This window comes from Tropicibacter sp. Alg240-R139, assembly GCF_900537075.1.
GTDB lineage: Bacteria > Pseudomonadota > Alphaproteobacteria > Rhodobacterales > Rhodobacteraceae > Falsiruegeria.
Window position 1 is genome coordinate 140,310 of sequence record NZ_UNRA01000004.1, and the last position, 26,601, is coordinate 166,910.

The 26,601-nt window shown below is 57.4% G+C and carries 28 protein-coding genes and 1 tRNA gene; 19 read left to right on the forward strand and 10 right to left on the reverse strand.

The genetic code is table 11. The features are described from left to right. The first annotated feature begins 15 nt into the window (after positions 1-15). The 8 genes from G6R15_RS16380 (at position 16) to G6R15_RS16415 (ending at position 7,163) form a co-directional block, all read left to right on the forward strand. A complete protein-coding gene (locus tag G6R15_RS16380) occupies positions 16-498 on the forward strand; it encodes a GNAT family N-acetyltransferase (RefSeq protein WP_164661056.1) in 483 nt (160 codons plus the stop codon). A gap of 42 nt (positions 499-540) precedes the next feature. Next, positions 541-617: transfer RNA gene (locus G6R15_RS16385), tRNA-His, on the forward strand. A gap of 442 nt (positions 618-1,059) precedes the next feature. Then, positions 1,060-2,181 carry an SRPBCC family protein gene (locus G6R15_RS16390; protein ID WP_164661057.1) on the forward strand — a complete coding sequence of 374 codons (1,122 nt, stop codon included), beginning with the start codon at positions 1,060-1,062 and terminating at the stop codon, positions 2,179-2,181. Continuing rightward, on the forward strand, positions 2,178-3,704 hold the full coding sequence (betC, locus tag G6R15_RS16395; protein ID WP_164661058.1) for a choline-sulfatase: 1,527 nt from the start codon (positions 2,178-2,180) through the stop codon (positions 3,702-3,704). The genes G6R15_RS16390 and betC overlap by 4 nt, the downstream gene beginning before the upstream one ends. Positions 3,705-3,709: 5 nt before the next feature. Further along, positions 3,710-4,504 carry an SDR family NAD(P)-dependent oxidoreductase gene (locus G6R15_RS16400; protein ID WP_164661059.1) on the forward strand — a complete coding sequence of 265 codons (795 nt, stop codon included), beginning with the start codon at positions 3,710-3,712 and terminating at the stop codon, positions 4,502-4,504. Continuing rightward, on the forward strand, positions 4,504-5,436 hold the full coding sequence (locus tag G6R15_RS16405) for a 3-keto-5-aminohexanoate cleavage protein (protein WP_164661060.1): 933 nt from the start codon (positions 4,504-4,506) through the stop codon (positions 5,434-5,436). Before G6R15_RS16400 ends, G6R15_RS16405 begins: the two co-directional genes overlap by 1 nt. Before the next feature lie 60 nt (positions 5,437-5,496). Further along, positions 5,497-6,231, forward strand: a complete 735-nt coding sequence (locus G6R15_RS16410; RefSeq protein WP_164661061.1) for an SDR family NAD(P)-dependent oxidoreductase — start codon at positions 5,497-5,499, stop codon at positions 6,229-6,231. Further along, positions 6,231-7,163, forward strand: a complete 933-nt coding sequence (locus tag G6R15_RS16415; protein ID WP_164661062.1) for a 3-hydroxyacyl-CoA dehydrogenase NAD-binding domain-containing protein — start codon at positions 6,231-6,233, stop codon at positions 7,161-7,163. The genes G6R15_RS16410 and G6R15_RS16415 overlap by 1 nt, the downstream gene beginning before the upstream one ends. Here the strand turns inward: G6R15_RS16415 and G6R15_RS16420 are convergent. Beyond that, positions 7,141-8,172 (reverse strand): GlxA family transcriptional regulator, encoded by a 1,032-nt coding sequence (locus G6R15_RS16420; protein WP_164661063.1) that lies wholly within the window; start codon positions 8,170-8,172, stop codon positions 7,141-7,143. The two genes, G6R15_RS16415 and G6R15_RS16420, sit on opposite strands and share 23 nt — an antisense overlap. Before the next feature lie 681 nt (positions 8,173-8,853). Further along, the gene (locus G6R15_RS16425) at positions 8,854-9,159 is read right to left on the reverse strand and encodes a DUF6476 family protein (protein WP_164661064.1); all 306 of its coding nucleotides are present in this window, start codon (positions 9,157-9,159) and stop codon (positions 8,854-8,856) included. On the opposite strand from G6R15_RS16425, the gene G6R15_RS16430 reads away from it, so the two are divergent. Further along, the gene (locus G6R15_RS16430; RefSeq protein WP_164661065.1) at positions 9,158-10,192 is read left to right on the forward strand and encodes an RluA family pseudouridine synthase; all 1,035 of its coding nucleotides are present in this window, start codon (positions 9,158-9,160) and stop codon (positions 10,190-10,192) included. The two genes, G6R15_RS16425 and G6R15_RS16430, sit on opposite strands and share 2 nt — an antisense overlap. Before the next feature lie 145 nt (positions 10,193-10,337). Beyond that, positions 10,338-11,234 (forward strand): RNA polymerase sigma factor RpoH, encoded by an 897-nt coding sequence (gene rpoH, locus G6R15_RS16435; protein ID WP_164661066.1) that lies wholly within the window; start codon positions 10,338-10,340, stop codon positions 11,232-11,234. A 240-nt stretch (positions 11,235-11,474) separates the two neighbouring features. Here rpoH and G6R15_RS16440 read toward each other — a convergent pair whose 3' ends face one another. Then, complete coding sequence (locus tag G6R15_RS16440; protein ID WP_164661067.1) at positions 11,475-12,590, reverse strand: class I SAM-dependent RNA methyltransferase; 1,116 nt, start codon at positions 12,588-12,590, stop codon at positions 11,475-11,477. A 172-nt stretch (positions 12,591-12,762) separates the two neighbouring features. Between G6R15_RS16440 and G6R15_RS16445 the strand changes: the two genes are divergently transcribed. Then, a complete protein-coding gene (locus G6R15_RS16445) occupies positions 12,763-13,032 on the forward strand; it encodes a DksA/TraR family C4-type zinc finger protein (RefSeq protein ID WP_164661068.1) in 270 nt (89 codons plus the stop codon). Here G6R15_RS16445 and G6R15_RS16450 read toward each other — a convergent pair whose 3' ends face one another. From G6R15_RS16450 to G6R15_RS16475, 6 genes are all read right to left on the reverse strand, one after another. Continuing rightward, the gene (locus G6R15_RS16450) at positions 13,033-13,653 is read right to left on the reverse strand and encodes a cation transporter (RefSeq protein WP_164661069.1); all 621 of its coding nucleotides are present in this window, start codon (positions 13,651-13,653) and stop codon (positions 13,033-13,035) included. Positions 13,654-13,713: 60 nt separating this feature from the next. Beyond that, positions 13,714-14,202 (reverse strand): hypothetical protein, encoded by a 489-nt coding sequence (locus tag G6R15_RS16455; protein WP_205520547.1) that lies wholly within the window; start codon positions 14,200-14,202, stop codon positions 13,714-13,716. Positions 14,203-14,216: 14 nt separating this feature from the next. Beyond that, the gene (locus G6R15_RS16460) at positions 14,217-14,930 is read right to left on the reverse strand and encodes a GNAT family N-acetyltransferase (RefSeq protein WP_164661070.1); all 714 of its coding nucleotides are present in this window, start codon (positions 14,928-14,930) and stop codon (positions 14,217-14,219) included. 137 nt (positions 14,931-15,067) lie between these two features. Then, positions 15,068-16,888 (reverse strand): M3 family oligoendopeptidase, encoded by a 1,821-nt coding sequence (locus G6R15_RS16465; RefSeq protein ID WP_164661071.1) that lies wholly within the window; start codon positions 16,886-16,888, stop codon positions 15,068-15,070. Between the two features lie 60 nt (positions 16,889-16,948). Further along, positions 16,949-17,914, reverse strand: a complete 966-nt coding sequence (locus G6R15_RS16470) for an alpha/beta hydrolase (RefSeq protein ID WP_164661072.1) — start codon at positions 17,912-17,914, stop codon at positions 16,949-16,951. Continuing rightward, positions 17,914-18,204 (reverse strand): SCP2 sterol-binding domain-containing protein, encoded by a 291-nt coding sequence (locus G6R15_RS16475; RefSeq protein WP_164661073.1) that lies wholly within the window; start codon positions 18,202-18,204, stop codon positions 17,914-17,916. Before G6R15_RS16475 ends, G6R15_RS16470 begins: the two co-directional genes overlap by 1 nt. A gap of 42 nt (positions 18,205-18,246) precedes the next feature. On the opposite strand from G6R15_RS16475, the gene G6R15_RS16480 reads away from it, so the two are divergent. The 8 genes from G6R15_RS16480 to G6R15_RS16515 all read left to right on the forward strand — a co-directional run bounded on the left by G6R15_RS16480 (position 18,247) and on the right by G6R15_RS16515 (position 25,624). Next, entirely contained in the window at positions 18,247-18,855 is a 609-nt protein-coding gene (locus G6R15_RS16480) for a tetratricopeptide repeat protein (protein ID WP_164661074.1), read from the forward strand. Between the two features lie 40 nt (positions 18,856-18,895). Further along, positions 18,896-21,799: a helicase-related protein gene (locus G6R15_RS16485; protein WP_164661075.1), complete on the forward strand. Its 2,904-nt coding sequence runs from the start codon at positions 18,896-18,898 to the stop codon at positions 21,797-21,799. A gap of 3 nt (positions 21,800-21,802) precedes the next feature. Beyond that, entirely contained in the window at positions 21,803-22,180 is a 378-nt protein-coding gene (locus tag G6R15_RS16490) for an RNA-binding S4 domain-containing protein (protein ID WP_164661076.1), read from the forward strand. Between the two features lie 65 nt (positions 22,181-22,245). Then, entirely contained in the window at positions 22,246-22,584 is a 339-nt protein-coding gene (gene fdxA / locus G6R15_RS16495; RefSeq protein WP_164661077.1) for a ferredoxin FdxA, read from the forward strand. A 296-nt stretch (positions 22,585-22,880) separates the two neighbouring features. Further along, positions 22,881-23,396 carry a CarD family transcriptional regulator gene (locus G6R15_RS16500; RefSeq protein ID WP_164661078.1) on the forward strand — a complete coding sequence of 172 codons (516 nt, stop codon included), beginning with the start codon at positions 22,881-22,883 and terminating at the stop codon, positions 23,394-23,396. 114 nt (positions 23,397-23,510) lie between these two features. Continuing rightward, positions 23,511-24,014, forward strand: coding sequence for an RNA polymerase sigma factor SigZ (gene sigZ, locus G6R15_RS16505; protein WP_164661079.1), 504 nt, complete (start codon positions 23,511-23,513; stop codon positions 24,012-24,014). Between the two features lie 74 nt (positions 24,015-24,088). Further along, positions 24,089-24,778, forward strand: coding sequence for a glutathione S-transferase family protein (locus G6R15_RS16510; protein WP_164661080.1), 690 nt, complete (start codon positions 24,089-24,091; stop codon positions 24,776-24,778). A 72-nt stretch (positions 24,779-24,850) separates the two neighbouring features. Beyond that, on the forward strand, positions 24,851-25,624 hold the full coding sequence (locus G6R15_RS16515) for a potassium channel family protein (protein ID WP_164661081.1): 774 nt from the start codon (positions 24,851-24,853) through the stop codon (positions 25,622-25,624). 185 nt (positions 25,625-25,809) lie between these two features. On the opposite strand, the gene cobS is transcribed toward G6R15_RS16515, so the two are convergent. Continuing rightward, positions 25,810-26,574 (reverse strand): adenosylcobinamide-GDP ribazoletransferase, encoded by a 765-nt coding sequence (gene cobS, locus G6R15_RS16520; protein ID WP_164661082.1) that lies wholly within the window; start codon positions 26,572-26,574, stop codon positions 25,810-25,812. Positions 26,575-26,601: the final 27 nt, after the last annotated feature.

Below are 26,601 nucleotides of genomic sequence, written 5' to 3' on the forward strand. Positions count from 1 at the left end.
GGGTCTGTTTAAGGTATGTCACAGGTAAACTTACGCAGATTCGAAGCAGGCGATATCGCCTGGCTGGTTGAGCAGCACGGCACGCTTTATGCGCAGACTGAGGGATTCGACAGCAGCTTTGGCGAGCTGGTGGCGCAGATTTTGGCGGATTTCGTGACCGATCATGATCCCGTGCGGGAAAGAGGATGGATTGCAGAAGAGGATGGGCAGAGGCTCGGCAGTATTTTTTGCGTCTCAGCCGGGCCCGGCTCTGCCAAATTGAGGTTGTTTCTGCTGACGCCCCAGGCGCGTGGCAAGGGGTTGGGCAAGCAGTTGTTGCAGGCTTGCATGGATTACGCACGCGAAACCGGGTATAGTGAAATGGTGTTGTGGACCCACGAAAGCCACGAAGCTGCATGCGCTTTGTACGTCAAGTTCGGGTGGCAGTTGGTCGACAGCAAACCGGTTCGATCCTTTGGGGTAGATTTGGTCGAACAAAGCTGGCGGATTGATCTTTAGACTATTGCAATCCATTGGCGGGTTATATAAATCGCCCCCAGTGCCGCCATAGCTCAGTAGGTTAGAGCGCCTGATTGTGGATCAGGAGGTCCCCCGTTCGAGCCGGGGTGGTGGTACCATCCAAATCAATCATCGAGCATACACAGGCGCTGAAACTTATGCGCATCGGGTACGTTTTGCCTAGTGTTTCATGCGTTTCGCCCATGGATCGAAACGCCACGACACGGCGGTTGGCGCTGTTCAACGCAGTGATGCAGAGCAAGATCAATCGACCAGCGCGGTACTCTTGCCAGGTGCCCAACTTTAAGACGTGTAAAGCGTCGCGGGGAAGAACGACATTTGAGGGTTTGGCGATCGGTTTCAGGCTGATCGCCTATTGAAACCAGTCATATGCAGGCTCAGGGTCGGCGTCTGTCGTTTCTTGTGCACTGATCCACGTAGTAGCCAGTCATCTTGCTTTGATGGTTAAAACGCTTGTCGAAAATAATCAAATCGATGGCCGAAAAGGAATAATTTCTGATTTCACTTGAAATAGTCTGAATCTACCGTGGGAGGCGCATCATGACTGATTATGAATCAATATCTTCTGGCTATTACCCCGATCCATCGCGCTCCAGTTCATTGCAGGCTGCTGCATACACCAAAGAGAAGTGGTTTGATGCTGACCTTCGGTCCGTCCTTTCCAGAACTTGGCAGTGGGTGTGTCACGTCGAGAAAACACGTGAGCCGGGTTCTTACGTAACGGCGGATGTAGCTGGCCAACCCATTGCGGTGGTGCGTGATAAGGAGGGTAAGCTTCGTGCCTTTTACAATGTCTGCAAACACCGTGCGCATGCGCTGCTGTCGGGCGAGGGCAGTACAACACGGATCATGTGCCCCTATCATGCGTGGGTCTATAGGCTAGATGGCCAACTGGCGCGTGCGCCACATACCGAAAACCTCGAAGACTTCAGCACAGACGAGATTTGCCTCGACACAGTGCAGGTCGAAGAATTTTGCGGCTTTGTTTTCGTCAACTTGGATCCGACGGCAGCCTCTTTGTCAGAGCAATCTGGAAACTTGGAAACCGAGGTGCGCCATTGGGCGCCAGATGTGGATCAGCTCACTTTTGGCCACCGTCTGACCTATGACATCCAGTCGAACTGGAAGAACGTCGTCGACAACTTCCTTGAGTGTTATCACTGTCCCACGGCCCACAAGGATTTTTGTGACCTTGTGGACATGGATACCTACAAGGTCACAACCTATGGCATCTACTCAAGCCACATGGCCGATGCCGGCACCAGTCCGAATGCCGCCTATGATGTGTCGAATGCCACCGTCAAAACCCATGCGGTTTGGTGGCTTTACCCGACCACCTGCCTGATGCGGTATCCGGGACGATCCAGCATGATCGTGCTGAACATCATCCCTGTTGGGCCAGATCGGACGCTTGAAACCTACGACTTCTTTCTTGAGACGCCGGAACCTGACGCGATGGAGTTGGATGCAATTCGCTATCTGGACGAGGTTCTTCAGGTCGAAGACATCAGTCTTGTCGAAAGTGTGCAGCGCGGGATGAACACGCCAGCCTTCACCCAAGGTCGGATCGTCAATGACCCGGATGGGTCAGGTAAGTCTGAACACGCCGTTCACCATTTCCATGGCCTGATCCTGGATGCCTATGCCAAAGGTGCTGCATGACTCAGCCGAACATCCTGGTGATCATGGCGGACCAATTGGCCCCGCAGTTCACTGGGACTTACGGACATAAGATCGCCAAAACGCCACATCTTGATGCTCTCGCTGCACGCGGCATGCGTTTTGATGCGGCGTATTGCAATTCGCCACTCTGTGCGCCGTCACGGTTTGCGTTCATGTCGGGCCAGCATATCAGCCGCGTCGCCGCTTATGACAATGCATCCGAGTTCAGGGCCTCGGTGCCGACATTTGCGCATTACCTTAAATCGCTCGGCTATCGCACGTGCCTTTCTGGCAAGATGCATTTTGTTGGCCCGGATCAGATGCATGGGTTCGAAGACAGGGTGACGACTGACATTTATCCTGCCGACTTCGCATGGACCCCAGATTGGGAGGCCCCCGACGAGCGGATCGACAAGTGGTATCACAACATGCAAACCGTCAAGGAAAGCGGTTTGGCCCATGCGACCTTTCAAATCGATTATGACGATGAAGTGGGCTTTGCGGCCAAACGTTGGCTGTTTGACGTGGCCCGTGACAAAGCGCGTGGGAACGATGCGCCCTTTGCGATGGTGGCAAGTTTCATCCATCCGCATGATCCCTATGTGGCACGACCCGTGTGGTGGAACCTGTATGCGGATGATGACATCGACTTACCCGCGTTTGTGCCCGCGCTAGAGGATCAGGATCCGTTTTCCCGCCGGTTGATGGATGGAATCGAGGCATCATATGTGCCGCTCAGTGAGGGCGAAATACGCCGTGCGCGTCGGGCATACCTGGCCAATGTCAGCTACTTCGACAGCAAAATCGGGGAACTGGTACAAACCCTCGAAGAGACAGGCGAGTTGGACAATACCGTTGTGATCGTCACGGCCGACCATGGCGACATGCTGGGCGAACGTGGACTGTGGTACAAAATGAACTTCTTCGAGCACTCGGCGCGCGTGCCGCTGGTGATGGCAGGGCCGGGCGTAGTCCAAGGTACTGCGCAGAATGCGGTGTCGCTCGTTGATCTGCTACCGACATTTATCGACGTTGGTGGCGGTGATGAGGCGATGATCGGAGAACCGATCGACGGTCGCAGCCTGATGCCATTGGCCCGGGGTGAAGACGACCCAATTGATGAGGCTGTCGGAGAATATTGTGCCGAGATGACGGGCTATCCTGTGATTATGATCCGACGCGGCCCTTTGAAATACATTCATTGCGATAGCGACCCGCCACAGCTCTACGACCTAAGCGCTGATCCGATGGAAACAACGAATGTGGCCACTGATCCAGACTATGCTGACGCCAAGGCTCGTTTTGCGACCGAAGTCGCCAAACGGTGGGATGGTCGCGATTTGCGAGAGAAGATAATCGCCACGCAAAAATCGCGTCGCGCGCTACATGCCGCGATGGAGGCAGGGGCCAGCGCGCCTTGGGACTACAACCCGCCGTCAGACGCCAGCCAGCAATATGTTCGCAACAATATGGATTGGACGGTGGCCGCAAGTCGTTACCGCTATCCACCTTTGAAGGATTGAACCCCATGATGTTGAACGGAAAAATCGCCCTTGTGACGGGTGCGCGCGGCGGTATCGGGCGTGCGATTGTCGCGCGGTTCCTAAAAGAAGGCGCAACAGTTTATGCAGCTGATCTGACACCGGAAGGGTCGCTGGACCAGCACGACGATGATGGCAGTCAATTTGTTAAGCTTGACGTGACGCAAGAAGCAGATGCGATTGCGGCAATGGATCATGTGCGCGCCGAACATGGACAGTTGGACATCCTTGTAAACGCGGCGGGCATCGAGATCGAGAAAACGGTCGAAGAAACCACGCTAGAGGAATGGAACCAAAGCTTTGCTGTAAATTCCACCGGCACTTTCCTGACCTCGAAATACGCCATTCCGTTGATGCGTGAAGCGGCGAAATCAGGCAACAGCGCAAGCCTCATCAATTTCGGCTCATACGATGGGTTCATCGCCGACCCAGGCCTTGCGGCTTATTGCGCAACCAAAGGTGCGGTGCACGCATTGACTCGTGCAATGGCCTGCGATCATGGCCCCGAAGGTATCCGCGTGAACGCCATCTGCCCCGGCTATATCGATACGCCAATGCTGCAAAGCTTCTTCAACGGCGATGGATCGGGCGCGGGCGGCGGCAACATTGAAACGCTGCAAAGGGCGGTACGCGATGTTCATCCGATGCGCACCTATGGGACGCCAACGGACATCGCGAACCTGGTCAACTGGCTGGCCTCGGACGAAGCACGATATGCCTCTGGTCAGTTGTGGGTTCTGGACGGGGGGCTGTCTGCACAAGTGCAGCAGATGAAGCTGTGATGCCCAAACCCGTCATCATCACCTGCGCGCCAACGGGCGGCATTCACACGCCGTCGATGTCACCTTATCTGCCGATAACACCTGCCGAAATCGCAACAGCCAGTATTGAAGCTGCACAAGCAGGTGCATCGATCATCCACTTGCACGCGCGACACCCAGAAACCGGTAAACCCGATCCCCGACCAGAGCTGTTCAAGCAGTTCCTGCCTGTGATCAAACAGTCCACCGATGTGGTTATGAACGTCTCTACCGGCGGCGGTTTGGGCATGTCGATAGATGAGCGGCTGCTGGCAGCGACCTCGACCAGCCCCGAGATGGCGTCTCTCAACATGGGGTCCATGAACTTTGGCATCTTTCCCATGCTGCAAAAATACACCGAGTTTCAGCACGATTGGGAACAGCCATTTCTTGAGATGACAGAGGATTTCATCTTTCCCAACACCTTTAAGACAATTCGTTACGCCATCGAAAAACTTGGTGGCGATCATGGCACCAAGTTCGAATTCGAATGCTACGACCTTGGCCATCTCTACAACGTCAAATGGTTTGTGGATCAGGGCCTGATCAAACCGCCGTTTTTCATTCAGATGGTGTTTGGTATTCTGGGCGGCGTCGGGGCAGATGCTGACCACCTGACCCACATGCACAACACTGCCGACAAGCTGTTCGGGGCAGAAAATTATGAATGGTCCGTCCTTGCCGCTGGTCGCCATCAAATGCCTTTTGCAACCCAAAGCGCCATGCGGGGCGGAAACCTCCGGGTAGGGCTCGAAGACAGCCTGTTCATCGGCAAGGGTGAGCTGGCAAAATCCAACGCGGAACAAGTCACCCGCATCCGATCAATCATTGAAAACCTTGGCTTTACGGTCGCAACCCCGGCTGAGGCGCGCGTGCGGCTTGCCCTGAAGGGCGGCGATCAGGTTGGGTTCTAAGGAGAGACATATGCAGACGACGGAAGCGAGCCCAATCGGTCACATCCTGGTGGCACTGTGATGCGGTTGGCCGGAAAACGCGCTTTTGTCACCGGCGGCAGGCAGGGAATTGGACGCGGCATCGTTGAGGTGTTCCTGACTGAAGGGGCCGAGGTTATCACCTGTGGGCGTGGGCCTGCACCAAGTGATTTAGATGCCGGTTGGATGTCCTTGGATGTATCCGATCCCACAGCTGTTGCGGCTTGTGCGCAAGGGCTTGGGCCGCTGGACATCGTCGTGAACAACGCAGGGGTGCAGGTGGAAAAGACAGTTGTGGAAAGCTCCGATGATGACTGGGACTTGATCATGGGGGTCAATGCCAAGGGTGTATTCAACGTTTGTCGCGCTTTGATCCCGCAAATGCGGGCGGGTGGCTCGATCATCAATATCGGTTCGATCTCGGGCAAGGTCGCAGATCCATCCATGGCGCTCTACAATGCGTCAAAAGCGTTCGTTCATGGGCTCACACGTTCTATCGCGGTGGACCATGGACCGGCGGTGCGTTGCAATGCGATCTGTCCGGGATGGATTGAAACGGGAATGTTGGACGCCGGTTTTGATCTCGCCCAAGACCCTGAAAAGGCAAAAAGGGATGCGTTGGCTCGACACGCTGTCAAACGTTTTGGCAAGCCTGGCGATATTGCTGCGATGGCCCTGTGGTTGGCCTCAGACGAGTCGTCTTTTGCAACCGGCCAGTTATTCACTGTGGACGGGGGTATGACGGCTGCCTCCCCCCTTAATCCGGGACTGTTCTGATGTCAGAGATTAAAAGAACCGCCATCCTTGGTGCGGGTGTCATCGGGGCAAGCTGGGCCACACTGTTTCTCGCTTCGGGCCGCAGCGTGACCGTGTTTGATCCCGATCCCAAGGCAGAAGCGTCGGTCCGTGAGTACATTGAGCAGGCGTGGACTGCCCTAGAAGAACTGGACTTGACGGACCGCGCTACGCCTGATGCGATCAAATTCGTGCCGACCCTCGCTGAGGCCGTTCAAGACGCACAATTCATACAGGAAAACGTGCCAGAGCGACTGCCGATCAAGCACGAGACCTATGCCGAGATTGAGCTAGAGTTGAACGCAGATGCCATCGTCTCCAGCTCAACCTCTGGTCTGACGCTCGAAGCCTTGCAAGAGGGATGGCGCGAACCGGGCAAACTGATTCTGGGTCATCCATTTAACCCGCCACATCTCATCCCACTGGTCGAGCTAACGTCGAATAATGCCACGGGGTCAGATGTTTTGGACCGCACGGAAGCGTTCTACAAAGACATCGGCAAGGTCACGATCCGGATCAATAAAGGCCTGCCCGGGCATGTCGCAAACCGGTTGCAGGCCGCAGTTTGGCGCGAGGCTGTCCATATGGCGGTCGAAGGTGTTGCCAGTGTCGAAGACATTGACAAGGCGATGTGGGCCGGACCGGGGCTGCGTTGGGCTGCGATGGGGCCAACGACCCTTTTTCACCTGGGCGCCGGGGAGGGTGGGCTACGGGCCTTTTGCGATCATTTCAAAGACACGTTCAATGGCTGGTGGGACGATCTTGGCGACCCCCGCCTCGATGAGGATGTGATCAAACTGTTGGTCGATGGCATTGCAGAGCAAGCTCAGGGGCAAACCACCCAAGAGCTATCAGCGCAGCGTGACAAGATGCTGACCGCGATGCAAAAGGCTACCCAACATCTTCGGACTTGATGTCGGGCTTGAACATTGGCCAGGCGCGAAACTCGAACGGTGTGCGGCCCTCTATGCGGTCCGCACTTGGTGTCAGGCCAAAGCGTTTGCGATATGCGCGGCTGAAGTGAACCTGCCCATTAAACCCTGAGGCTTGCGCAATCTCGCTAAACTTCAGCTCGGTTTGTGTCACCAATCCGCGAGCGCGATCAAGGCGGATGTCACGGTAATACTCGACCGGCGATTTATGTACATAGTGCCGGAACAGTCTGCTTAGCTGTCGTTGCGAAATATTTAGCCGCGCTGATATGTCGGGGATCGACAAGGTGGTTTCCAAGTGCGCCTCCATCAGGTCGATCGCCTTCCGCACGCTTTCAGATGTGACATACCCCAGCGGTTCCACGTCTTTTGGGTTCTGCGACTGTCCTTCACCGCGCACGGTGTGATGAAATAAATACCGCGCAGATGCATTGGCAAGGCTTTCGCCAGCGACAGAATGCACAAACCGCAAACCTAGATCGGTTGCTGCTGATCCCCCACAGCAAGTGAATATCTTGCCATCCGTAATGAACATGTTTTCCGACACGGTGGTATCATGAGCCATTTCGGAAAAGGCATCAATGTGTTCATAATGAACCGTTGCAGTCTTGCCCTTGAGCAGCCCAGCAGTCGCAAGAACGATCGCGCCAGTATCCAATCCGCCAACGATTGAGCCACCCGAACCCCACTTCTGAAGGGCCGTTTTGAATTGAGGCGTCCCGTGACGTTCAGGTGTCCAACTTGTACTTACAAGAACAAGCCAAGGATTGCGCCCGTTCACGTCCGCCAAGGGGGTCGTATCAACTACCAAGCCGCTGCTGGATTCAACCAGGCCACCCGTGTCAGAGACATAAGTCCAGGAAAAACGAGCAAACCCTGACAGGTAATTTGCAATTCTGAATGGATCCACAAAAGATGTCGTCGCCGAAACATTGAAATGCGGACTCACTAAAACAACGATGTCCAGTCTGTGGTCATTTGCCTTCGTCATGACCGATTTTGTAAAATGATGTCCAAAATTGTCAATTCCATTTCGATGGTTGGAGTGTCCTGTTGTGGTGTCCGAAGGGCGCGTAGGGCTCGGAGCTTGGACCCAAGATGCACGAAATCCTCGCGCAAATACTGCTAGAATATGAATGTTGAACCAGCCAGAGCTGGGCTCATTTGTTGTCTGGGCCCACAAAACCCGACATTCGGTCAATTGCGGCAGATGCCAACAGACAGAACTCAACGCGATGAAAGATAGGGAGGCGAGTGAACATTGATCTCATTGATGCACCCCATGCCGTTCGAGAGTACTTTGAAACGTTGAACGCGGCCGCGTTTGGCGCGGCGACACTGGTTGCACCCTAGTTCACCAACCGTTCTGAGCCGATCTACCATTAGACAGTGACTCGTAAAAATCATTTATTATTAACTTGTTACGGTAATTATCCGATCGACCTAAAGGCAATGTCCGCGTTTTTGCTGCGGTCTTCGCGGGCTATTTTGGTCGCTTGTATCGCGGTCGGGATAACACGGTCCCTAAGTGTGATGGTACGATCAATTCGTCCCGACTGCCCCATCCATGCAGACTGTCGTTTTGCTCTGTGGGTGAATACGGCCTTGCAGCAGGAATACGCGCAGTTGCGGACCGATCCATGAGCTAAGATAGGCTGCTTGATGGTCGGCGTCAGTCGACGGTCACCGTTTGCTTTAACTTACCGGTGGTTTTGTCAAAAATCAGGATGCGACTGTCGTCTGTTACAACAGCAAACCAATTCGGCCCAATCGTTACGGCCTGAGCAGACGCCCCGTCCGGCAGTTCGACTTCTTCAGGCAATGTGGGGGTGCGGTCAGACAAGCGGATGACAATCAGGGCAAATGTCAATAAAACCCCGCCAATCATCACCGCGGTCAACAGCATGACCATCCGTCGCAGCAGTCTAAGCTGCGGTGTTTCCTGCGGTTCCACAGGCTCATCAGAGGGGATCGTCATGGGCACCCGCCAGATTGAATTCGTCATCGCGGACGCACCGCCGCCCCGCCTTGATAAGGCGCTTTCGCGGGATGTGCCAGCCGAAGCCACCCTGTCGCGCACTCGTTTGGCGCGGCTGATCGAGGCGGGGCAGGTCGCGATCAACGGCGTGGTTGTAAGCGATGCCAAGGCCAAGGTGGCCGCGGAAGCGGTCGTTGTCATCACTGTCGAAGAAGCCGAAGACAGCCACATCGGTCCCGAAGAGATCCCGCTGCATGTTGTGTTCGAAGATGAAAATCTGATTGTGATCAACAAACCGGCCGGGATGGTGGTGCACCCGGCACCGGGTACTCCGTCGGGGACGCTGGTGAATGCATTGTTGCATCATTGTGGGGACAATCTGTCTGGTGTGGGCGGTGTCAAGCGCCCCGGCATTGTGCATCGAATTGACAAGGAAACCAGTGGCTTGTTGGTTGTTGCTAAATCTGACGCCGCGCATCAGGGACTTGCTGCGCAGTTCGAGAAACACACGGTTGAGCGGTACTACCGCGCGCTGTGTTATGGTGTGCCGGATGCCAACGATCCTCGTTTGCGTGGGGTCAAAGGCGTGAGCTTTGAGCCCGGAAACATCATGAAACTGACTACCAATCTGGCCCGCCACAAGACCGATCGTCAGCGCCAAGCAGTGCTGTTTCACGGCGGCCGTCATGCGGTCACACGGGTGCGCATTGTTGAACCTTTCGGCAAACCGTATGTGGCGTCTTTGGTCGAATGTTGGCTGGAAACCGGACGGACGCATCAGATTCGCGTACATATGGCCCACGCGGGGCATAGTTTGATCGGTGACCCAACCTATGGCGGCAAGCGCAAGCTGTCAGCCAAGGCATTGAACCCGGTGGCGCAAGAGGCGGTAAGAGCCTTCCCGCGTCAGGCACTTCATGCGGCTGTTCTGGGGTTCGTGCATCCAGTGACAGGCGAAGACTTGCGATTCGAAGCGTCGCTGCCACAAGATATGGACGACCTGCTTGTTGCACTTAGGATGCCGATGACATGAACAGCACAAAACTGTGAGAGTGTCATTGTCACCTTTCCTTAATCAAAGCTTAATCTCAAAATTGTACACCCAGCCCTTGTAAGGGCAACAAACGTGACCCATATCCTATGTTAAGTCCTTAAACATTTAAGGGAGGGACATCAAAATGGCAAATTACGCAAATCTCCCCGCACCGACGCCTGAGGGCGGCCTGAACCGTTACATGCAGGAAATCCGTAAGTTTCCACTGCTTGAGCCGGAAGAAGAATACATGCTGGCCAAACGCTGGGTCGAAGAGCAGGATGCTGAATCAGCGCATAAAATGGTCACCTCGCACCTGCGTTTGGCAGCTAAGATCGCCATGGGCTACCGTGGTTACGGTCTGCCGCAGGCCGAGGTCATTTCAGAGGCTAATGTTGGTCTGATGCAGGCAGTCAAGAAGTTCGACCCCGAAAGAGGGTTCCGCCTTGCAACTTATGCGATGTGGTGGATACGGGCTTCGATCCAGGAATACGTCCTGCGTTCGTGGTCGATGGTCAAACTGGGTACGACTTCTGCGCAAAAGAAACTGTTCTTTAACCTGCGCAAGGCCAAGGCCCGTATCGGCGCCCTGGAAGAGGGCGACCTGCGCCCGGAGAACGTCAAGCGGATTGCGACCGATCTGGGCGTGACCGAGCAGGAAGTCATCAGCATGAACCGCCGTATGTCGGGTGGTGATGCGTCGCTGAACGCGACGGTGGGCTCTGAAGGTGAAGGGACCATGCAATGGCAGGACTGGCTTGAGGATGAAGATGCCGATCAGGCCGGTGATTATGAAGCGCGTGATGAATTGGATGCCCGCCGCGAGCTTCTGGCGCAGGCGTTGGACGTGCTGAATGATCGAGAAAAGGACATTCTGACTCAACGCCGCTTGGCAGAACGGACTGTCACACTCGAAGATCTGAGCACGCAATACAATGTCAGCCGTGAACGTATTCGTCAGATCGAAGTGCGCGCGTTTGAAAAGCTGCAAAAGAAAATGCGCGAACTGGCGCGTGAAAAGGGGATGCTGGGCAACAGCTGACTTTTCTAGACGCCCCTCGTGCGCAAGTCCCGACCTTGGTCGGGGCTTGTTGCGTTTCTGACCAGGTGGACTTTGAGAAACGGGGCTCTCCCGCCCGTCGTCGATGTTTCTGGCGAAACATTTCCTCCCGTTGGGCCGGGCGCCGCGCTGCGCGCTGCGCGTCATCGCAGAACGCCGATTATGCCGATAAAGTCGCAACTGCGTGCGTGCAGGAGCATCCAGCAGCAAAGCTTGCCCGAGTTATTCAATCGGATCAGTTTGATACAGCGTGACCTTGATCCCACCATGGGCAACCGGCGGCGCAGTAGGTTTGAACCGCAGACCAGTGGCTTTGGCGAGGCCGACCTCGTTGGTCACAATGCCCACTCGCCACCCTTTGAAGCGCTCGGTCAATGTACGGCCTAAGGCCCCATAGAGTGCGAAAAGCGCCTTTTTGTCTCCGATCCGTCCCCCATAGGGCGGGTTTACGATCACCAATCCCGGCGGCCCATCGGGGCGTTCAATCTCGCTGATGCTACATTGGCGGAACTGGGTTACATCGCTGACATCAGCACGACCCGCGTTTGCTATGCTCATTTCAACGGCACCTGCATTTCGATCTGAGCCATAGAATTTGATTTTTATATCAGAGGCTTGCGACGGCTTCTTCAACGCATCGAACGCATTTGATTCAAATGTTGTCAGTCGCTCGAAGGCAAATCCTCGAGCCCGGCCCGGTTGCAACCCGTTGGCGATTTCGGCTGCTTCGATCACAAATGTGCCCGACCCACACATCGGGTCCAGCACCGGCTCGATCCCGTTGAAACCGCATTGGCGCAAGAAGAGGGCTGCCATGTTTTCGCGCATGGGCGCCTTTCCAACGGCCACCTTGTGACCCCTCTTGTGCAAGAGCTCCCCGGAGGTGTCGACGCTGAGGGTGCAGCTGTCCTCTTCGATCCGCGCCTTCAGAGTGACCTGAGCCTCCGCATCAATCGGCGCGCCCAATTCCTCGGCAATCGCGCGTTCTATGCGTTCGGCTGCAGCGCCCGCATGATAGATTTTCGAGCGTTTGCACGTCACCTCGACCCGCACTGGCACATCTGCGCGCAAAACGGTGGCCCAGTCGAATTCGCGGGCCAGCTTGTCGAGCTGCGCCAGATGCGTCACCCGAAAGCTGCCGATTCGGGCCAATACCTTGGACGCACCACGCAGCTCCAGATTGGCGCGCCAGACGTCCGCCCAATTGCCGCGAAACCGCACGCCGCCGGGGGTGGCTTTGGCCTTGCGAAAACCCAACTCCAGGGCTTCGTCCCGCAGGGCAAGCTCTAGCCCCGGAGCGACAACGGCAAAGATCTCGAATTTGGCGTATGTGTTCATTGCGCCTCTGTAATGGCAACCGGGTCCGAGTTCGACCGTTTTTTGGGGGCACGGCGCAGACGGGTGTCTTCTCCAAGGCCCGAGTTCATCTTGTGTTGCGGTGACGGCCGACTTTACGTTGCCTGATCTACTGTGGAATACTTGCAGCCTGACTTCGACGAGGAGGAGGCAGATGGCCGGAGGGTGGGCCCGCGATGGCGCGGTAGGCGAACAGATCGAGGCGTCGATCTCGGATGAGTTGGCGCGGATGAAGCAGCGCGGTGCGCCGCAGGGCGAGAGCCGGACCCATTGCGCCGAATGCGAAGAACCGATCCCTGAAAAACGCCGCCTTGCCTTGCCGGGCGTCAAACTGTGCATCGATTGTCAGCAAGAGCGCGATGGTGCCTTTCAGGCCCGCGCCGGGATCAACCGGCGCGGATCGAAGGACAGTCAGCTCAAGTGATTATGCCAGGGCAAAGGCGCGGCGTTCGTCCACAGCCTGGCGAAAGATCTGGATGGCCGAGGACAGGAACAAGCCGCCCATGATGCCTGCGACGATCAGGTCAGGCCAACCGGTGGTCGTGCCCCAGACACCGGCGGCCGCCAGCATGACCGCAACATTGCCGATGGCGTCGTTGCGTGAACACAGCCAGACCGACCGCACGTTGGCGTCACCGTCCTTATAGCGCACCAGAAGCGCCACACTGGCGAGGTTTGCGACCAGCGCCATGAAGCCGATCAGCCCCATGATCTGCGCCTCGGGGACGCCGACATAGGCCACGCGGTAGAGGGTTGCTCCCATGACCCAGAGGCCCATGATCAGTAGGCTGACAGCTTTGAACAGCGCTGCATTGGTCCGCACCCGGACCGAGGCGCCGATCACGGCCAGCGAGATGCCATAGGTCAGTGCGTCACCCAAAAAATCGAGAGCGTCGGCCTGCAAGGCTTGCGAGCGTGCCACGTGACCAGCGCCCATCTCGACCGTGAACATGGTCGCGTTGATGGCGATCACCAGCCAGAGCCGTCGTTTATAGTCGGCGGACAGCCCGTCGAATTTGGTGTTGTTGTTGCAGCATCCGGCCATGGGCCGCTCTCCTTGATCTTTGGTTTGACCGTTAAGGTAATTGCTCTAGCGGCTGTAGGTTCAAGAGAGAGTTTTAGGTTTTTTATGAAAAATTTCAGGCGGGCTGTTGCAGGGCTTTGTCATGGGCTGCCTGTTGGTCGATCTTGTGCAAGTATCGCGGCGCCCGTTTGAACGGGTCGTGCAGATATTGGTCGGGCCCAGCATCTTGCGGGCGTTGAGGGCCTGCGTGCTCAACAAATTAAATGCGACCCGCTCGAGCCTGCAATGCCAGCCCTGTGTATACTCTTCGGCCCAGTTGTTGGTGTAATAGCGCAGCAGAAGATGGCGCAAGGAACAGCCGTGATAGTCAAATGCCACGGTGCCGTCGGTGACATAGATGTGGTTTCCGGCAAAGCCGTCGCCCGGAAGGGTGCGCTCGGCATAAAAACCGGGCAGGGGCGGGGCTTGCAGATAGACACCGGCCAGGATGTGACAGGCCCCGTTGCCAAAGATCACCCGATCCGGCAGCGCCCATCGTCGTTCGGGGTCCTTTTTGACACCGGGTTTCATGCGGTACAGGGGCGTTACTTCCGGTTGTTGCGACGGCTGCGCCAGCGGCGGTACAGGCGCACATCCATGGCCGCCACCATCACGCCCAGGGGGATCATCCAGAACCCCAGAATGGGCAGAAAGCCAAAGGTGCCGCCGATGATCAACAGTATGCCCAGAACGAGACGCATGCCCCTTGGCACGTTGCGGCGAACCCAGGCAAAGAAAGGTTTGAAGCGCTCTCGCAATGTGGGTTTGGCGGGCTCGGTCGCCACGTCCATCCGAATGATGTGCTGCGGACCGGCCTCGCCATTTGGCCAGGTTTCGCCGGTATCCTCGAACCCACCTTTAAGGTAGCAGCGGATGGCGGTTGGGTTTGCCATGTTAACGCTTAGAACTACCGACTTCGTGTCGGGATAGTGCTGTGGGATGTAGATCTTGAGCATCTCGACCGCCCGAGTTGCCATCCCCTGACCCTGTTGGTTCGCATCGATCATGAAGGCCCGCAGGCCCAGATCACCCTCGCCCGCAAAGGGATAGCGGGAGTGATAGAGACGGTCGATCTTGTAAAAGCCCACCGGCTGATCGCCCAGCCAAATGCCGTGAAAGTCGATGCCCTCTTCGGCTGATCCATAAGCCTCGGCCACCGTGCCCGAGAAATTGATCTGATCAGAGGTGACCGAAACGGACAGGAATTGCCCGCAGTTTGACTCGGTGATCGGACTGAGCGAAAGGGCAGAGTTGGGCATGAGAGTTGGACCGTGAAAGATATAGGCACACTCTCAGACAGATACCGGAGAAACGCCAGTCAATTTGGCCCCGGATCGCTTGCGATCCAGTTCGCGCCCACCCACGGGAACGGGCGCGAACCTGGCGTTGGTGGAGGTTAGTCCTCCATCGCCTCCAATTCATCAATGAAGCCCGAGATCATCGACAGGCCCTTGTCCCAGAAGGTCGGGTCGCTGGCGTCCAGACCGAAGGGGGCCAGCAGCTCTTTGTGGTGCTTTGATCCACCCGCGCGGAGCATGTCGAAATAGAGGTCTTCGAACCCTTCCTTGCCGTCGGCATAAACCGAGTAGAGCGCGTTCACGAGGCCATCGCCGAACGCATAGGCGTAGACGTAGAAGGGAGAGTGGACGAAGTGTGGGATATAGGCCCAGAAGGTTTCATAGCCTTCCATGTACTCAAATGCCGGGCCAAGGCTCTCGGCTTGGACGCTCATCCACAGGGCGTTGATGTCGTCCGGGGTCAGCTCGCCTGTCGCACGGGCAGCATGCAGTTTGCATTCAAAGTCATAGAACGCGATCTGACGCACGACCGTGTTGATCATATCCTCGACCTTGCCGGCCAGCAGTACCTTGCGCTGTTCCTTGGTTTCGGCTTTGTCCAGCATCTTGCGGAAAGTCAGCATCTCGCCAAAGACAGAGGCTGTTTCGGCCAGCGTCAGCGGGGTCGATGACAACATCTCGCCCTGTTCAGCGGCGAGAACCTGATGCACGCCGTGGCCCAGCTCATGCGCCAGCGTCATCACATCGCGCGGCTTGCCCAGGTAGTTGAGCATCACATAGGGGTGCACGTCTGTGACAGTGGGGTGGGCAAAGGCGCCGGGCGCTTTGCCCGGTTTCACTTCGGCGTCGATCCAGCCTTTCGAAAAGAAGGGAGCAGCGAGATCACCCATGCGTGGGTCAAAGGCAGAATAGGCGTCCATCACCATCTTTTCGGCTTCGGGCCAGGCGACGGTGCGGGTGTCTTCCATCGGCAGGGGCGCGTTGCGGTCCCAGACCTGCATGACATCCAGACCCAGCCATTTGCGTTTCAGCTCATAATAGCGGTGCGACAGCTTGGGGTAGGCGGCAACAACGGCCTCGCGCAGCGCCTCGACCACTTCGGGTTCCACGTCGTTGGACAGGTGACGGCCGGTCTGCGGGCTGGGCATGCCGCGCCAGCGGTCGATGATTTCCTTTTCCTTGGCTTGCGTGTTGTGGACGCGGGCAAAGGTCTTGATGTTGTCGGCAAAGACGCGGGCCAACTCGCGCGAGGCAGCTTCGCGCTTGGCGCGGTCCTGCTCGGTCAACAGGTTCAGCGTGCCTTCGATGTTCAGCTCTTCGCCGTCGACGTCAAAGGTGAGGCCTGCGATGGTCTCGTCAAAGAGCCGCTCCCAGGCGTCGCCGACCATGCCCAGATCATGCATGAAGCGTTCCAACTCGTCGCTAAGCTGATAGGGTTTCATTGCACGAATGCGACGGAAGACGGGTTCATAGCGAGAGAGATCGGTATTTTCTGCAAAATGCGCCGCCAGAACATCATCGTCGATGCGGTTCAGTTCCAGCGTGAAGAACACCAGCGGTGTGGTGTAGTTGGTAATTGCTTCCTGCGCATCCGACATGAACTTGGCGCGCTCAGAATCGGTGGTCAGCTGGTAATAACGCAAGCCCGCATAAGACATGATGCGCCCGGCGATGGCGTTGATCTTTTCGTTGCGCAGTACGCACTCCAGCAGGCCCGCAGCGTCCAGATCAGCCAGCTTGCCCTCATAATCCGCAGCAAACTCGGCACAGGCTTCTTCCAGCCATTCCAGGTCCCGCTTCAGCTCGGGCGCGTCATCTGCGGTGTAAAGATCGCTCAAGTCCCATTCGGGCAAGTTGCCCAAGGGATCGGATCCGCCGCCAGCATTGGCATCGCGCACGGGAAAAGGAAGGTGGAGCATGTGGGACCTCATGAAAATCTGTCTTACCGGTATCTAAGGCGCAGGTGAGGCGACCACAAGTTACGCTTTGGCCGCCGCGTGGGCATCGCCCGTGGTAAAGAGGTGGTCGAGCTGATCAAAGATTGGGCCACGCACATCGGGCGCTTCCATCAGCACCTCATGCTCGCCGCCGGGAACCTCGACCAGATGGCCGCGTGGCCAGTTTGGCATGCGGGCGCGGATGGCGTCGCGGTCGACGATCTGCTCATGCGTGCCCAGATATGTTAGGCAGGGCATGTCGGGCGAGGCACGTTCGGCCAGATGGGCGCACTCTGTGACAGACTCTTTCAGCCAATGAATCGAGGGTGCACCCAGCGACAGGTCCGGGTGTGCGGTCAGCTGATCGCGCATCATCTGGTACATGTCGGAGTCGCGGGTCAGGGTGTTGCCGTCAAACTCCTGTTCCAGAACATAGCTGCCAAGGGATGTGCTGGGCGGGTTCTTGTGCGCGGCCCCAAATACGGGCGCCAACGCCATGGTCACCTTGCTTAGCGGCTTCATCAGCGGCGAGAAATAGATGCCCCACATCGGACCGGTAAAGGCGCAGGTCTGAACCGGCATCCCTTCCATCACTGCGCGCAGCGTGATGGCGCCGCCCATGGAGTGACCGATGACGTGCCAAGGCTTGGGCAGCTCTTGCTCACGCGCCACCCGCAGAACGGCAGCGATGTCTTTTTGGTAGTCGGTGAAATGGCCCACGTGACCCACGCGGGTGTCATCCAGCAGGCGGTCGGCCAGACCCTGGCCACGCCAATCCACCGACAGAACGGTGTAGCCGCGCGAGACCAACTGCGTCGCCGTCTCGCCATATTTTTCGATGTATTCGGTGCGTCCGGGGAACATCAGGACCGTGCCCTTAACTGTTCCTTCAGCGCGCCAAACACCCACGCGTATGCGCACATTATCCGAGGTCTGCACCCACCAAGCCGCACCCCCAGCGGGTCCGCCGGCCACATCTGCAAAGAACGGGGCCAGCGGCAAACTCATCAGGCCAGTACCGAGGCCAGTTTCATCGCGATGCCCATGTCACCGTCGATGGTCAGCTTGCCCGACATGAAGGCACCAGTCGGGTTCAGCTCGCCGGTAAAGATCTGCGTGAATGTGTCTGCGTCCGCGGTCATGGTCACGTCGGCCTCGTCATCGCTGATGCGTGCGCCGTCGCCGTCCAGAACAATGGCGCCCACGTCTGCGATGGCAAATTTGGCCGAGCCGTCAAAGCCAGCACCGCCCAGTTTTTCGTTCAATCCGGCCAGAGCCTGGTCAAGAAGTTCGCTCATGGTTTTTCTCCATCTAACATCGTTGAGACAACGGCGCTGTGAATGGACATCCACGCACGCCACGCTACACTGAGGATTGTTATGGGCATTGCAAGCATCAATCTCAAAGCTATCGTTGCGGCAACCATCACAATAGTGATGTTTTCCGTTGCGGTACAAGCGCAAGAGGCGGATTTGAACGACGAATCCGAGCTGCTCGAAGCGTTGGTGATGGCTGACCCAGTCGAGGCCAAACGGTTGGAGCGGCAGTTGCAGGCGCTGTGGTCAAAATCCGGGTCTGCGTCTGCCGATCTGCTGTTGAAGCGCGGGCGCGAGGCGATGGAGGCCGAAGACTATGGCGCTGCCATCGAGCATTTCACAGCTCTGACCGATCACGCGCCCGAGTTCGCCGAAGGATGGCACATGCGCGCGTCGGCCTTTTACAACGCCAACCTCTTTGGCCCGGCGATTACCGATCTGGAACGTACGTTGTCGCTCAACCCCAACAACTACACAGCGATGCTGGGTTTGGGGCACATTCTAGAGCAGATCAACCAACCCGAACTGGCCTATGACGCCTATGTACGGGCGCAGTCTATACATCCGCATCACGAAGACGTATCCAAAGCCGTCTCACGACTGGCGCCTCACGTGCAGGGCAAGTCCATCTGAGGCGACAAATCAAAGCCCGGAGCAATCGGGCAGGGGGCAAATGGTGAGCGGGTCATCCCGGATCGTGGCCGTTTTGGGCCCGACCAACACTGGCAAAACACACTATGCGATCGAACGAATGCTGGGCTATCGCACCGGCATTATCGGTCTGCCGCTGCGGCTGCTTGCGCGCGAGGTCTATGACAAGATCGTCGCCGTGCGTGGGCCATCGGTCGTGGCACTTGTCACTGGCGAAGAACGAATCGTTCCGCCCCGAACCCAATATTGGGTCTGCACCGTCGAAGCGATGCCCGAAGGCATGGGCACCGATTTCCTGGCCGTCGACGAAATCCAGCTTTGCGCTGACCCAGAGCGTGGTCATGTGTTCACCGACCGTCTGCTTCGGTCACGTGGTACGAATGAGACGCTGTTTATGGGCTCGGACACCATGCGCGGCCCGATCCGCGAATTGGTGCCCGAGGCGCAGTTCATGCAACGCGAGCGGATGTCGCAGCTGGTTTATTCAGGGTCGAAAAAAATCAGCCGCATGCCCGCCCGCAGCGCCATCGTCGGATTTTCCGTCGACAACGTCTATGCCATCGCGGAATTGCTTCGCCGACAAAAGGGCGGGGCGGCTGTAGTTATGGGGGCGCTTAGTCCGCGCACCCGGAACGCGCAGGTCGACCTGTATCAGAATGGCGAGGTCGACTATCTGGTCGCAACTGACGCCATCGGTATGGGGCTGAACCTGGATGTGGATCATGTTGCCTTTTCCGCGCTGAGCAAATTTGACGGCCGTCGCATGCGCCCCTTGGCCCCCAACGAGTTGGCCCAGATCGCGGGCCGGGCCGGGCGGGGCATGTCGGATGGCACATTTGGTGTTACTGGCGAGGCGCGGCCCTTGGACGATGGCATGGCGCAGGCGATCATGGATCACCGATTTACCCCGCTCAAGAAACTTAACTGGCGCAACGCCGCCTTGCAGTTCGGGTCGATCGAGTCGCTGATCCGCTCGCTTGAGGTCAGCCCGACTGGCGAACATCTGCTCAAAGCGCGCGAGGCGGATGATCTGCAAGCGCTGAAATCGCTATCCCAAGTGGCTGAAGTCACGGCGCGTGCCAGTAGCGGCGATAGCGTGCGACTGTTGTGGGATGTCTGCCGAATTCCCGATTTCCGTGGCATCAGCCACGCCGAACACGCCAGCCTGCTTGAGGTAATTTTCGGCCATCTGCACGAGCGCGGGCACATCCCTGACGACTTCCTCGCGCGGCAAATCCGCCGAATCGACAAGACCCACGGAGATATTGATGCGCTGTCGAAACGGCTGGCGTATATTCGTACGTGGACATATGTCGCGCAACGGAACGGTTGGGTTCGTGACGAAAACCATTGGCGCGACGAAACGCGCGCTGTAGAAGACCGTGTATCTGACGCTCTGCATGAGCGTCTGACCCAGAGATTTGTGGACCGGCGTACATCTGTATTGCTGCGCCGGCTCAAACAGAAGGAGGCCCTTTTGGCCGAAGTGAATGACAAGGGTGATGTGACCGTCGAAGGCGAATTTGTCGGACGGTTGGAAGGATTCCGGTTTTCCCCGGATAAAAGCGCGCAAGGTGCCGAGGCGAAGGCGTTGAAAGCCGCCTCGCTCCAGGCTCTCGCACCGCAATTCCATCTGCGGGCGGATCGCTTTTACAATGCGCCCGATACCGAGATTGATTTTACCGAACAGGGTGGCCTCATGTGGGGCGAACACGCTGTGGGTAAACTGGTGGCCGGTGCGGAACCGCTCAAGCCCATGGTCGATGTGTTCGTGGACGAGGCCGCAGGCCCGGACGTCGAACAGAAAGTGCAGCGCCGCTTGCAGCATTTCATCGACCGCAAGGTGGCAGCGCTGTTTGAACCGCTGCTAAACCTGTCGCGCGACGAAGAGCTGAACGGCCTGGCCCGTGGCTTTGCCTTCCGCATGGTCGAAGCGCTTGGTGTTCTGCCGCGTGCCGACGTGGCCCAAGATGTGAAGGATCTGGATCAGGACGCCCGTGGCGCGCTGCGCAAGCACGGCATTCGCTTTGGTCAGTTCACCATCTTTATGCCGCTGCTGCTCAAGCCCGCGCCGACGCGCTTGCGTCTGGTTCTGTGGTCGCTGGCCCAAGGGTTGCAAGAATTCCCCGAATCGCCCCCGCCGGGCCTGGTCACCGTGCCGACGGTTGCGGATGCGCCGCGGGGTTATGACACCATGTGCGGCTACCGCAACGCAGGCGAGCGGGCGATCCGCATCGACATGCTGGAGCGTCTGGCAGACATGCTGCGGTCCGAGGACAGCAGGGGTGGTTTTGAAGCCAAGGCCGACATGCTCTCGATCACGGGCATGACGCTGGATCAATTTTCTGACCTGATGGGTGGTCTGGGCTACAAGGCTGAAAAGGGCGAACGCCCCAAAGTCAAAGCCCCTGCCGAGCCTGCACCTGAAGGTGGCGAAGAAGCGGCTGCAACGCCAGAGACAGAAGCGCCCACCGAGGCAACGCCCGAAGAAGCAGCGGTAGAAGTCGCACCCGCCGAGGCGCTAGCCGAGGCTACGACAAGCACCGAGGCGGCAGCCGAGGCCCCCGCGACCAAAGACGCTACGACCGAAGAACCCGCAACCGATGCCCCCGCAGTCGACGCACCGGCTGAACCCGAGATCGAAGTGTTCTACACCTTCACCTGGGGTGGCCGCGCCAATCAGGGTGGACGGGGTCCCCGCCGGGACCAGCAGTCGCAAGGTCGCAACGAGGCCCGTGGCAAAGGCAAGCCGCGCGGCAAGCCGCAGGACGGTGGCCGTGGCAAACCAGGTGGTAAGCCGGGCAAGAAGGGTGGCAAACCGCAAGGCGCCAAAACCTTCTCGTCGCGCCCACCGCGCCGCGAAAAGCAGATCGATCCCGACAACCCCTTCGCCGCTGCGCTGATGGGGCTGAAAGAGGGCAAGTAAGCCTTGAACGACACACCTGCCGCAAAACTGCGGATCGACAAGTGGCTGTGGCAGGCGCGGTTTTTCAAAACCCGCTCGCTGTCGGCCAAGCAAGTCAGCGGCGGGCATGTGCGTGTGAATAGAAACCGGGTGCTCAAACCCTCATACGGTGTGAGCCCCGGTGACGTTCTGACCTTTCCCCAAGCCAAAATCGTGCGTGTTGTGCGCATCGAGTCCCTTGGCGAGCGCCGTGGACCGGCATCCGAGGCGCAAACGTTGTATGCCGATTTGACCCCAAAGCAGGAAAAACCCCCACTAAATCCCAAGTACGAGGGAAAAGGTCGTCCATCCAAGCGGGATCGCAGGGCTCTTGATCTTTCCAACCCCTTTGAGCCTGAATGATCCCTTGAAGAAGCGCGCACTCTGATTTAGCTAGTCCGGCAATAGGCGAAACTGGAAAGCTGCACATGACCTATATCGTCACCGACAATTGCATCTCTTGCAAATACACCGACTGCGTCGAGGTCTGCCCCGTGGATTGTTTCTACGAGGGCGAGAACATGCTGGTCATCCACCCCGATGAATGTATCGACTGTGGTGTGTGTGAACCCGAATGCCCTGCTGACGCCATCCGCCCCGATACCGAGCCGGATATGGACAAATGGGTCGAGATGAACCGCAAGTATGCCGAGCTCTGGCCGGTGATCGTCACCAAAAAAGACCAGCTTCCCGAAGCCGAAGAACGCGATGGCGAGACCGGCAAGATGGAGAAGTATTTCTCGGAAACACCGGGTGAGGGTGGATAACCCAAGTTGGGTAAGCGATTCGCACCTTTTTGACATTCTGTATGTCGAATGAATGCCGTTAAGGCGCTGAAAACAGGAAATAAAGCCGAAGTTGACCCTGCGTCGGCTTCCAGTTTCTTGTTTTTTGTGTTACGTTCTCTGTTCAAATGATGTCAACGACCGGGATGTGCTCCACCCAGATGCTCGTGTTGGAGCTATAGAGTTTACGAACATTTAACCGCCTGTCGGGGAAACGCATTCCCCGCTCGTGGTTTTTTTGTCGCCCAATGTCCGGTTCGCAGCAAGGAAAGACCTGTATGACCAAATCGAAGAAGCTCGATTTCCGCCCCAACGAATATGTGGTCTATCCGGCGCATGGTGTCGGCCAGATCATCTCCATCGAAGAGCAGGAAGTCGCAGGCTATGCGCTTGAGCTGTTTGTGGTGTCCTTTGAAAAGGACAAGATGACCCTGAGGGTGCCTACCAACAAAGCGACCGAGATCGGCATGCGGGGCCTCAGTTCGCCCGACGTCATAAATCAGGCGATGAAAACGCTCAGAGGCAAAGCCAAGGTGAAACGCGCCATGTGGTCGCGTCGTGCGCAGGAATACGAACAGAAAATCAACTCGGGCGATCTGATCGCGATCGCCGAGGTGGTTCGCGACCTGCACCGCACCGACGATCAGCGCGAACAAAGCTATTCCGAGCGTCAGCTGTATGAAGCCGCGCTCGAGCGTCTGACCCGCGAAGTGGCCGCCGTGGCCGGTGGCGACGAAATCCAGGCCGCCAAGCAGGTGGATGAGGTTCTGATGTCGCGCGCTGCCGCAGCGTAATCCGGATTTGACATATGGTTCGGGCCGTCCCATCTCTGGGGCGGCTCTTTTCGTTCGTGGGGTGAACAATGACTGATCTTGATCAGATCTGGTCCGACTACGGGCACGCGTTGCGTGGTTTTTTTTCGGGCCCGCGTCAGCAATCCCGACGATGTCGAGGACCTGCTACAAGAAATTATGATCCGCACCCATCGCAACCTGCCTCAGTTGCGCGAAGACACCAAACTGCGGGCATGGATCTATCAGATCGCGCGCAACGTGGTCATTGATCATTATCGCGTGTCGGGACGCGGTGACGACCTGCAAGTCGACGACCTCTGGTATCAAGACCCCGATCCTGCCACGGCGCGGGATGAGCTGGCCGACTGCATTGCTCCGATGGTGCGTGCCCTGCCGCAGGAATACGCCAAGGTTTTGACTGCAGTAGATTTGGAGGGTCAGGCGCAAAAGGACTATGCAGCCGCCCATGGAGTTCCATATTCAACGCTCAAGTCACAGGTGCAATCAGGCCGCAAACAGTTGCGGTCCTTGTTTGAAAACTGTTGCCGCTTCAGTTTCGACACGCGGGGTGGTGTATCCGATTACGAAAGAAAATCAGACGGTTGCAAAAAATGTTGATCTGAATGTCGTCTTTTTCCATCCGTTTGCGTCTTCAGAGGTGAAAGCAGTTGGATAGGAAAAGGACACCTCCAATGATCAAAATCGTCAGCTTCAAGATCTGCCCGTTTGTGCAACGTGTGACCGCCATGCTTGACGCACGCAACATCCCGTATCACGTCGACTACATCTCACTTAGTGACAAGCCGCACTGGTTCCTTGACATCTCGCCGACCGGCCAGGTGCCGGTGTTGATCACTGAGGATGGTGAACCGATCTTCGAATCCGACGCCATTGCGGAATACATCGACGAGATCGCGCCAGCGCTGGAGGCCGACTTGACTCCGGTTGCGCGCGCCAGAAATCGGGCGTGGGGCTACCAGGCTTCGAAACACTATCTGGTGCAATGCTCGGCGATGCGCAGTGCGGACAAGGAGACCCTAGCTGAGCGCAGTGCCAACCTGTCCAGGGCCTTTGCCCGCGCCGAAGGGGAACTGGGCGAGGGGCCATTTTTCAACGGCAAGACACTGGGTAACGTGGACCTGGCCTGGTTGCCGCTACTGGACCGTGCACGGATCATCACCAAGTATACTGGCCATGATTTCCTGAGTGACTTTCCCAAGGTCAAGGCATGGCAGCAATCGCTGGATCAGACCGGATTGCCGGCCAAGTCCGTAGCGGCGGATTTCGAACAAGCGTTCAGTGAATTCTACCTGTCGGACCAGACCTATTTGGGTACAGGCAAGTGTCAGGCTCCGCGGCGCGGTTCTGGCACCTGTTGCTAACAAAATCCGGGGCGCGCGACTTGCGCCCCAAGCCCCCTTTGCGCTTAGATAATTCCTGAGGGAGAAGAACGCATGAGGGCATTGAAAAAGCAGGTTCGTGGCTTGTACCTGGGTTCTGGAACGGTGCCGCGATGGTTTCGCTACTGCCTCATCGTTTTTGATCTTGCGACGATCGTCTTTTTTGTGGGGACCGCACACAAAACACACGGACCAATGCTGACCACGATCAGCCAGGCTGTGGGGTTGATCATTCTTTTGGATTTCAGTGCCCGGTTGTGGATTGCCCGGGATCGCAGGAAATTCCTTCGCCAGATTTATACCCTGGCGGACATCATCGTCATCTTGTCGCTGATACTTGACCCGATTTTGAATGAGAGCTTGGCCTTCTTGCGCATTCTTCGGGGGCTGCGCCTTATCCATTCGTATCACCTGCTTCGAGATCTGCGTCGTGACAGTCAGTTCTTTCGAACGCACGAAGACGCCGTGATAGCGGCCATTAATCTGATGGTGTTCGTCTTTGCGACATCAACGGCTGTTTTTGTGTTCTTTATCGACCACGACACCAGCCAGACACCGTATATCGATGCGCTCTATTTCACCATGGCGACGCTGACAACGACCGGGTTTGGCGACATTACGCTGGGGACGTCTGGGGGGAAGCTCTTTTCAGTTTTCATCATGGTTGTTGGGGTGGCGTTGTTCGTGCGGTTGGCTCAGGCGATATTCATGCCTCAGAAAGTACGTCACAAATGCGGTGGGTGCGGTCTCTATCGCCACGACCCGGATGCAGTGCATTGTAAACATTGTGGCGGGCTGTTGAACATCGAAACCGGGGGTGTGAGCTAGAATTCGGGGGAGCTCCCGCACCCGAGCGATCCCGACTTCGTCGGCACCGCTAGCGGCTTTGGGCCGGGCACTGCGCTACGCGCAGTGCCCGGCCCAACGGGAGGAGGTGTTTCGTCAGAAACATCGACGACGGGCGGGAGTGCTTGGGTGCATGCCACCCGTCACTGCCAGTGTGTTGGCGCTTGTCAGACCAGTGCCAACAGTGTCAGCAGCGTGGTAACTTCGGCCAGTTGTTGACTGGCGCCCAGGACATCACCTGTCTGCCCACCGATCTTTGAACGTGCCACAACCACCAGGGCCAAGACGACCAACGTCGACATCAGCATTGGCACCAAGGCCAAAGAGCCGAGCCAGAGTATGCCAAAGCCAACGCCCAACAAAACGCCAACTGCGCTTGTGACAAGGGACGGTGCCCCCACGCTTTGGCTCAGGCCCGAGCCGCGCGCGTTGGGTAGGGTTGTCATCAGAACCGGCATCAAAGCCCGTGACCAGATTGGCGCCAAGAGAGCCAACCAAAGCGTGCCGTCGGAGATCAGTCCTGATAGCGCCGTAAATCGCATCAGCTGGACCAGGATGAGCGTAAGCACCCCGTAAGTGCCAATGTGACTGTCCTTCATGATCTCCAGACGTCGCTCGCGCGTGAACCCGCCCCAAAGCCCGTCGGCAGTGTCCGCCAATCCGTCTTCATGCATTGCGCCGGTGGTCATGATCAGCATCGCGAGCAGGACACCTGCCACTGCAGCAGGTGGCAATCCGATCCAAGACAGCAGCGCACCAGCACCGCAGGCCAATCCCCCAATGATCAGCCCGACAATCGGAAAGGCCCAGGCGCTTGCAGCCTGACGGGCAAAGACACGCTCGGGCAGTCGGGGCAGGGGCAGGCGCGTCAGCAGCACCAAAGCCAACGGGATATCCCACACCCAAGACGTGGAAGTGTCGTTTTTGTGCACGTCCTGTCCTTTCGGGGTCTTGTGACA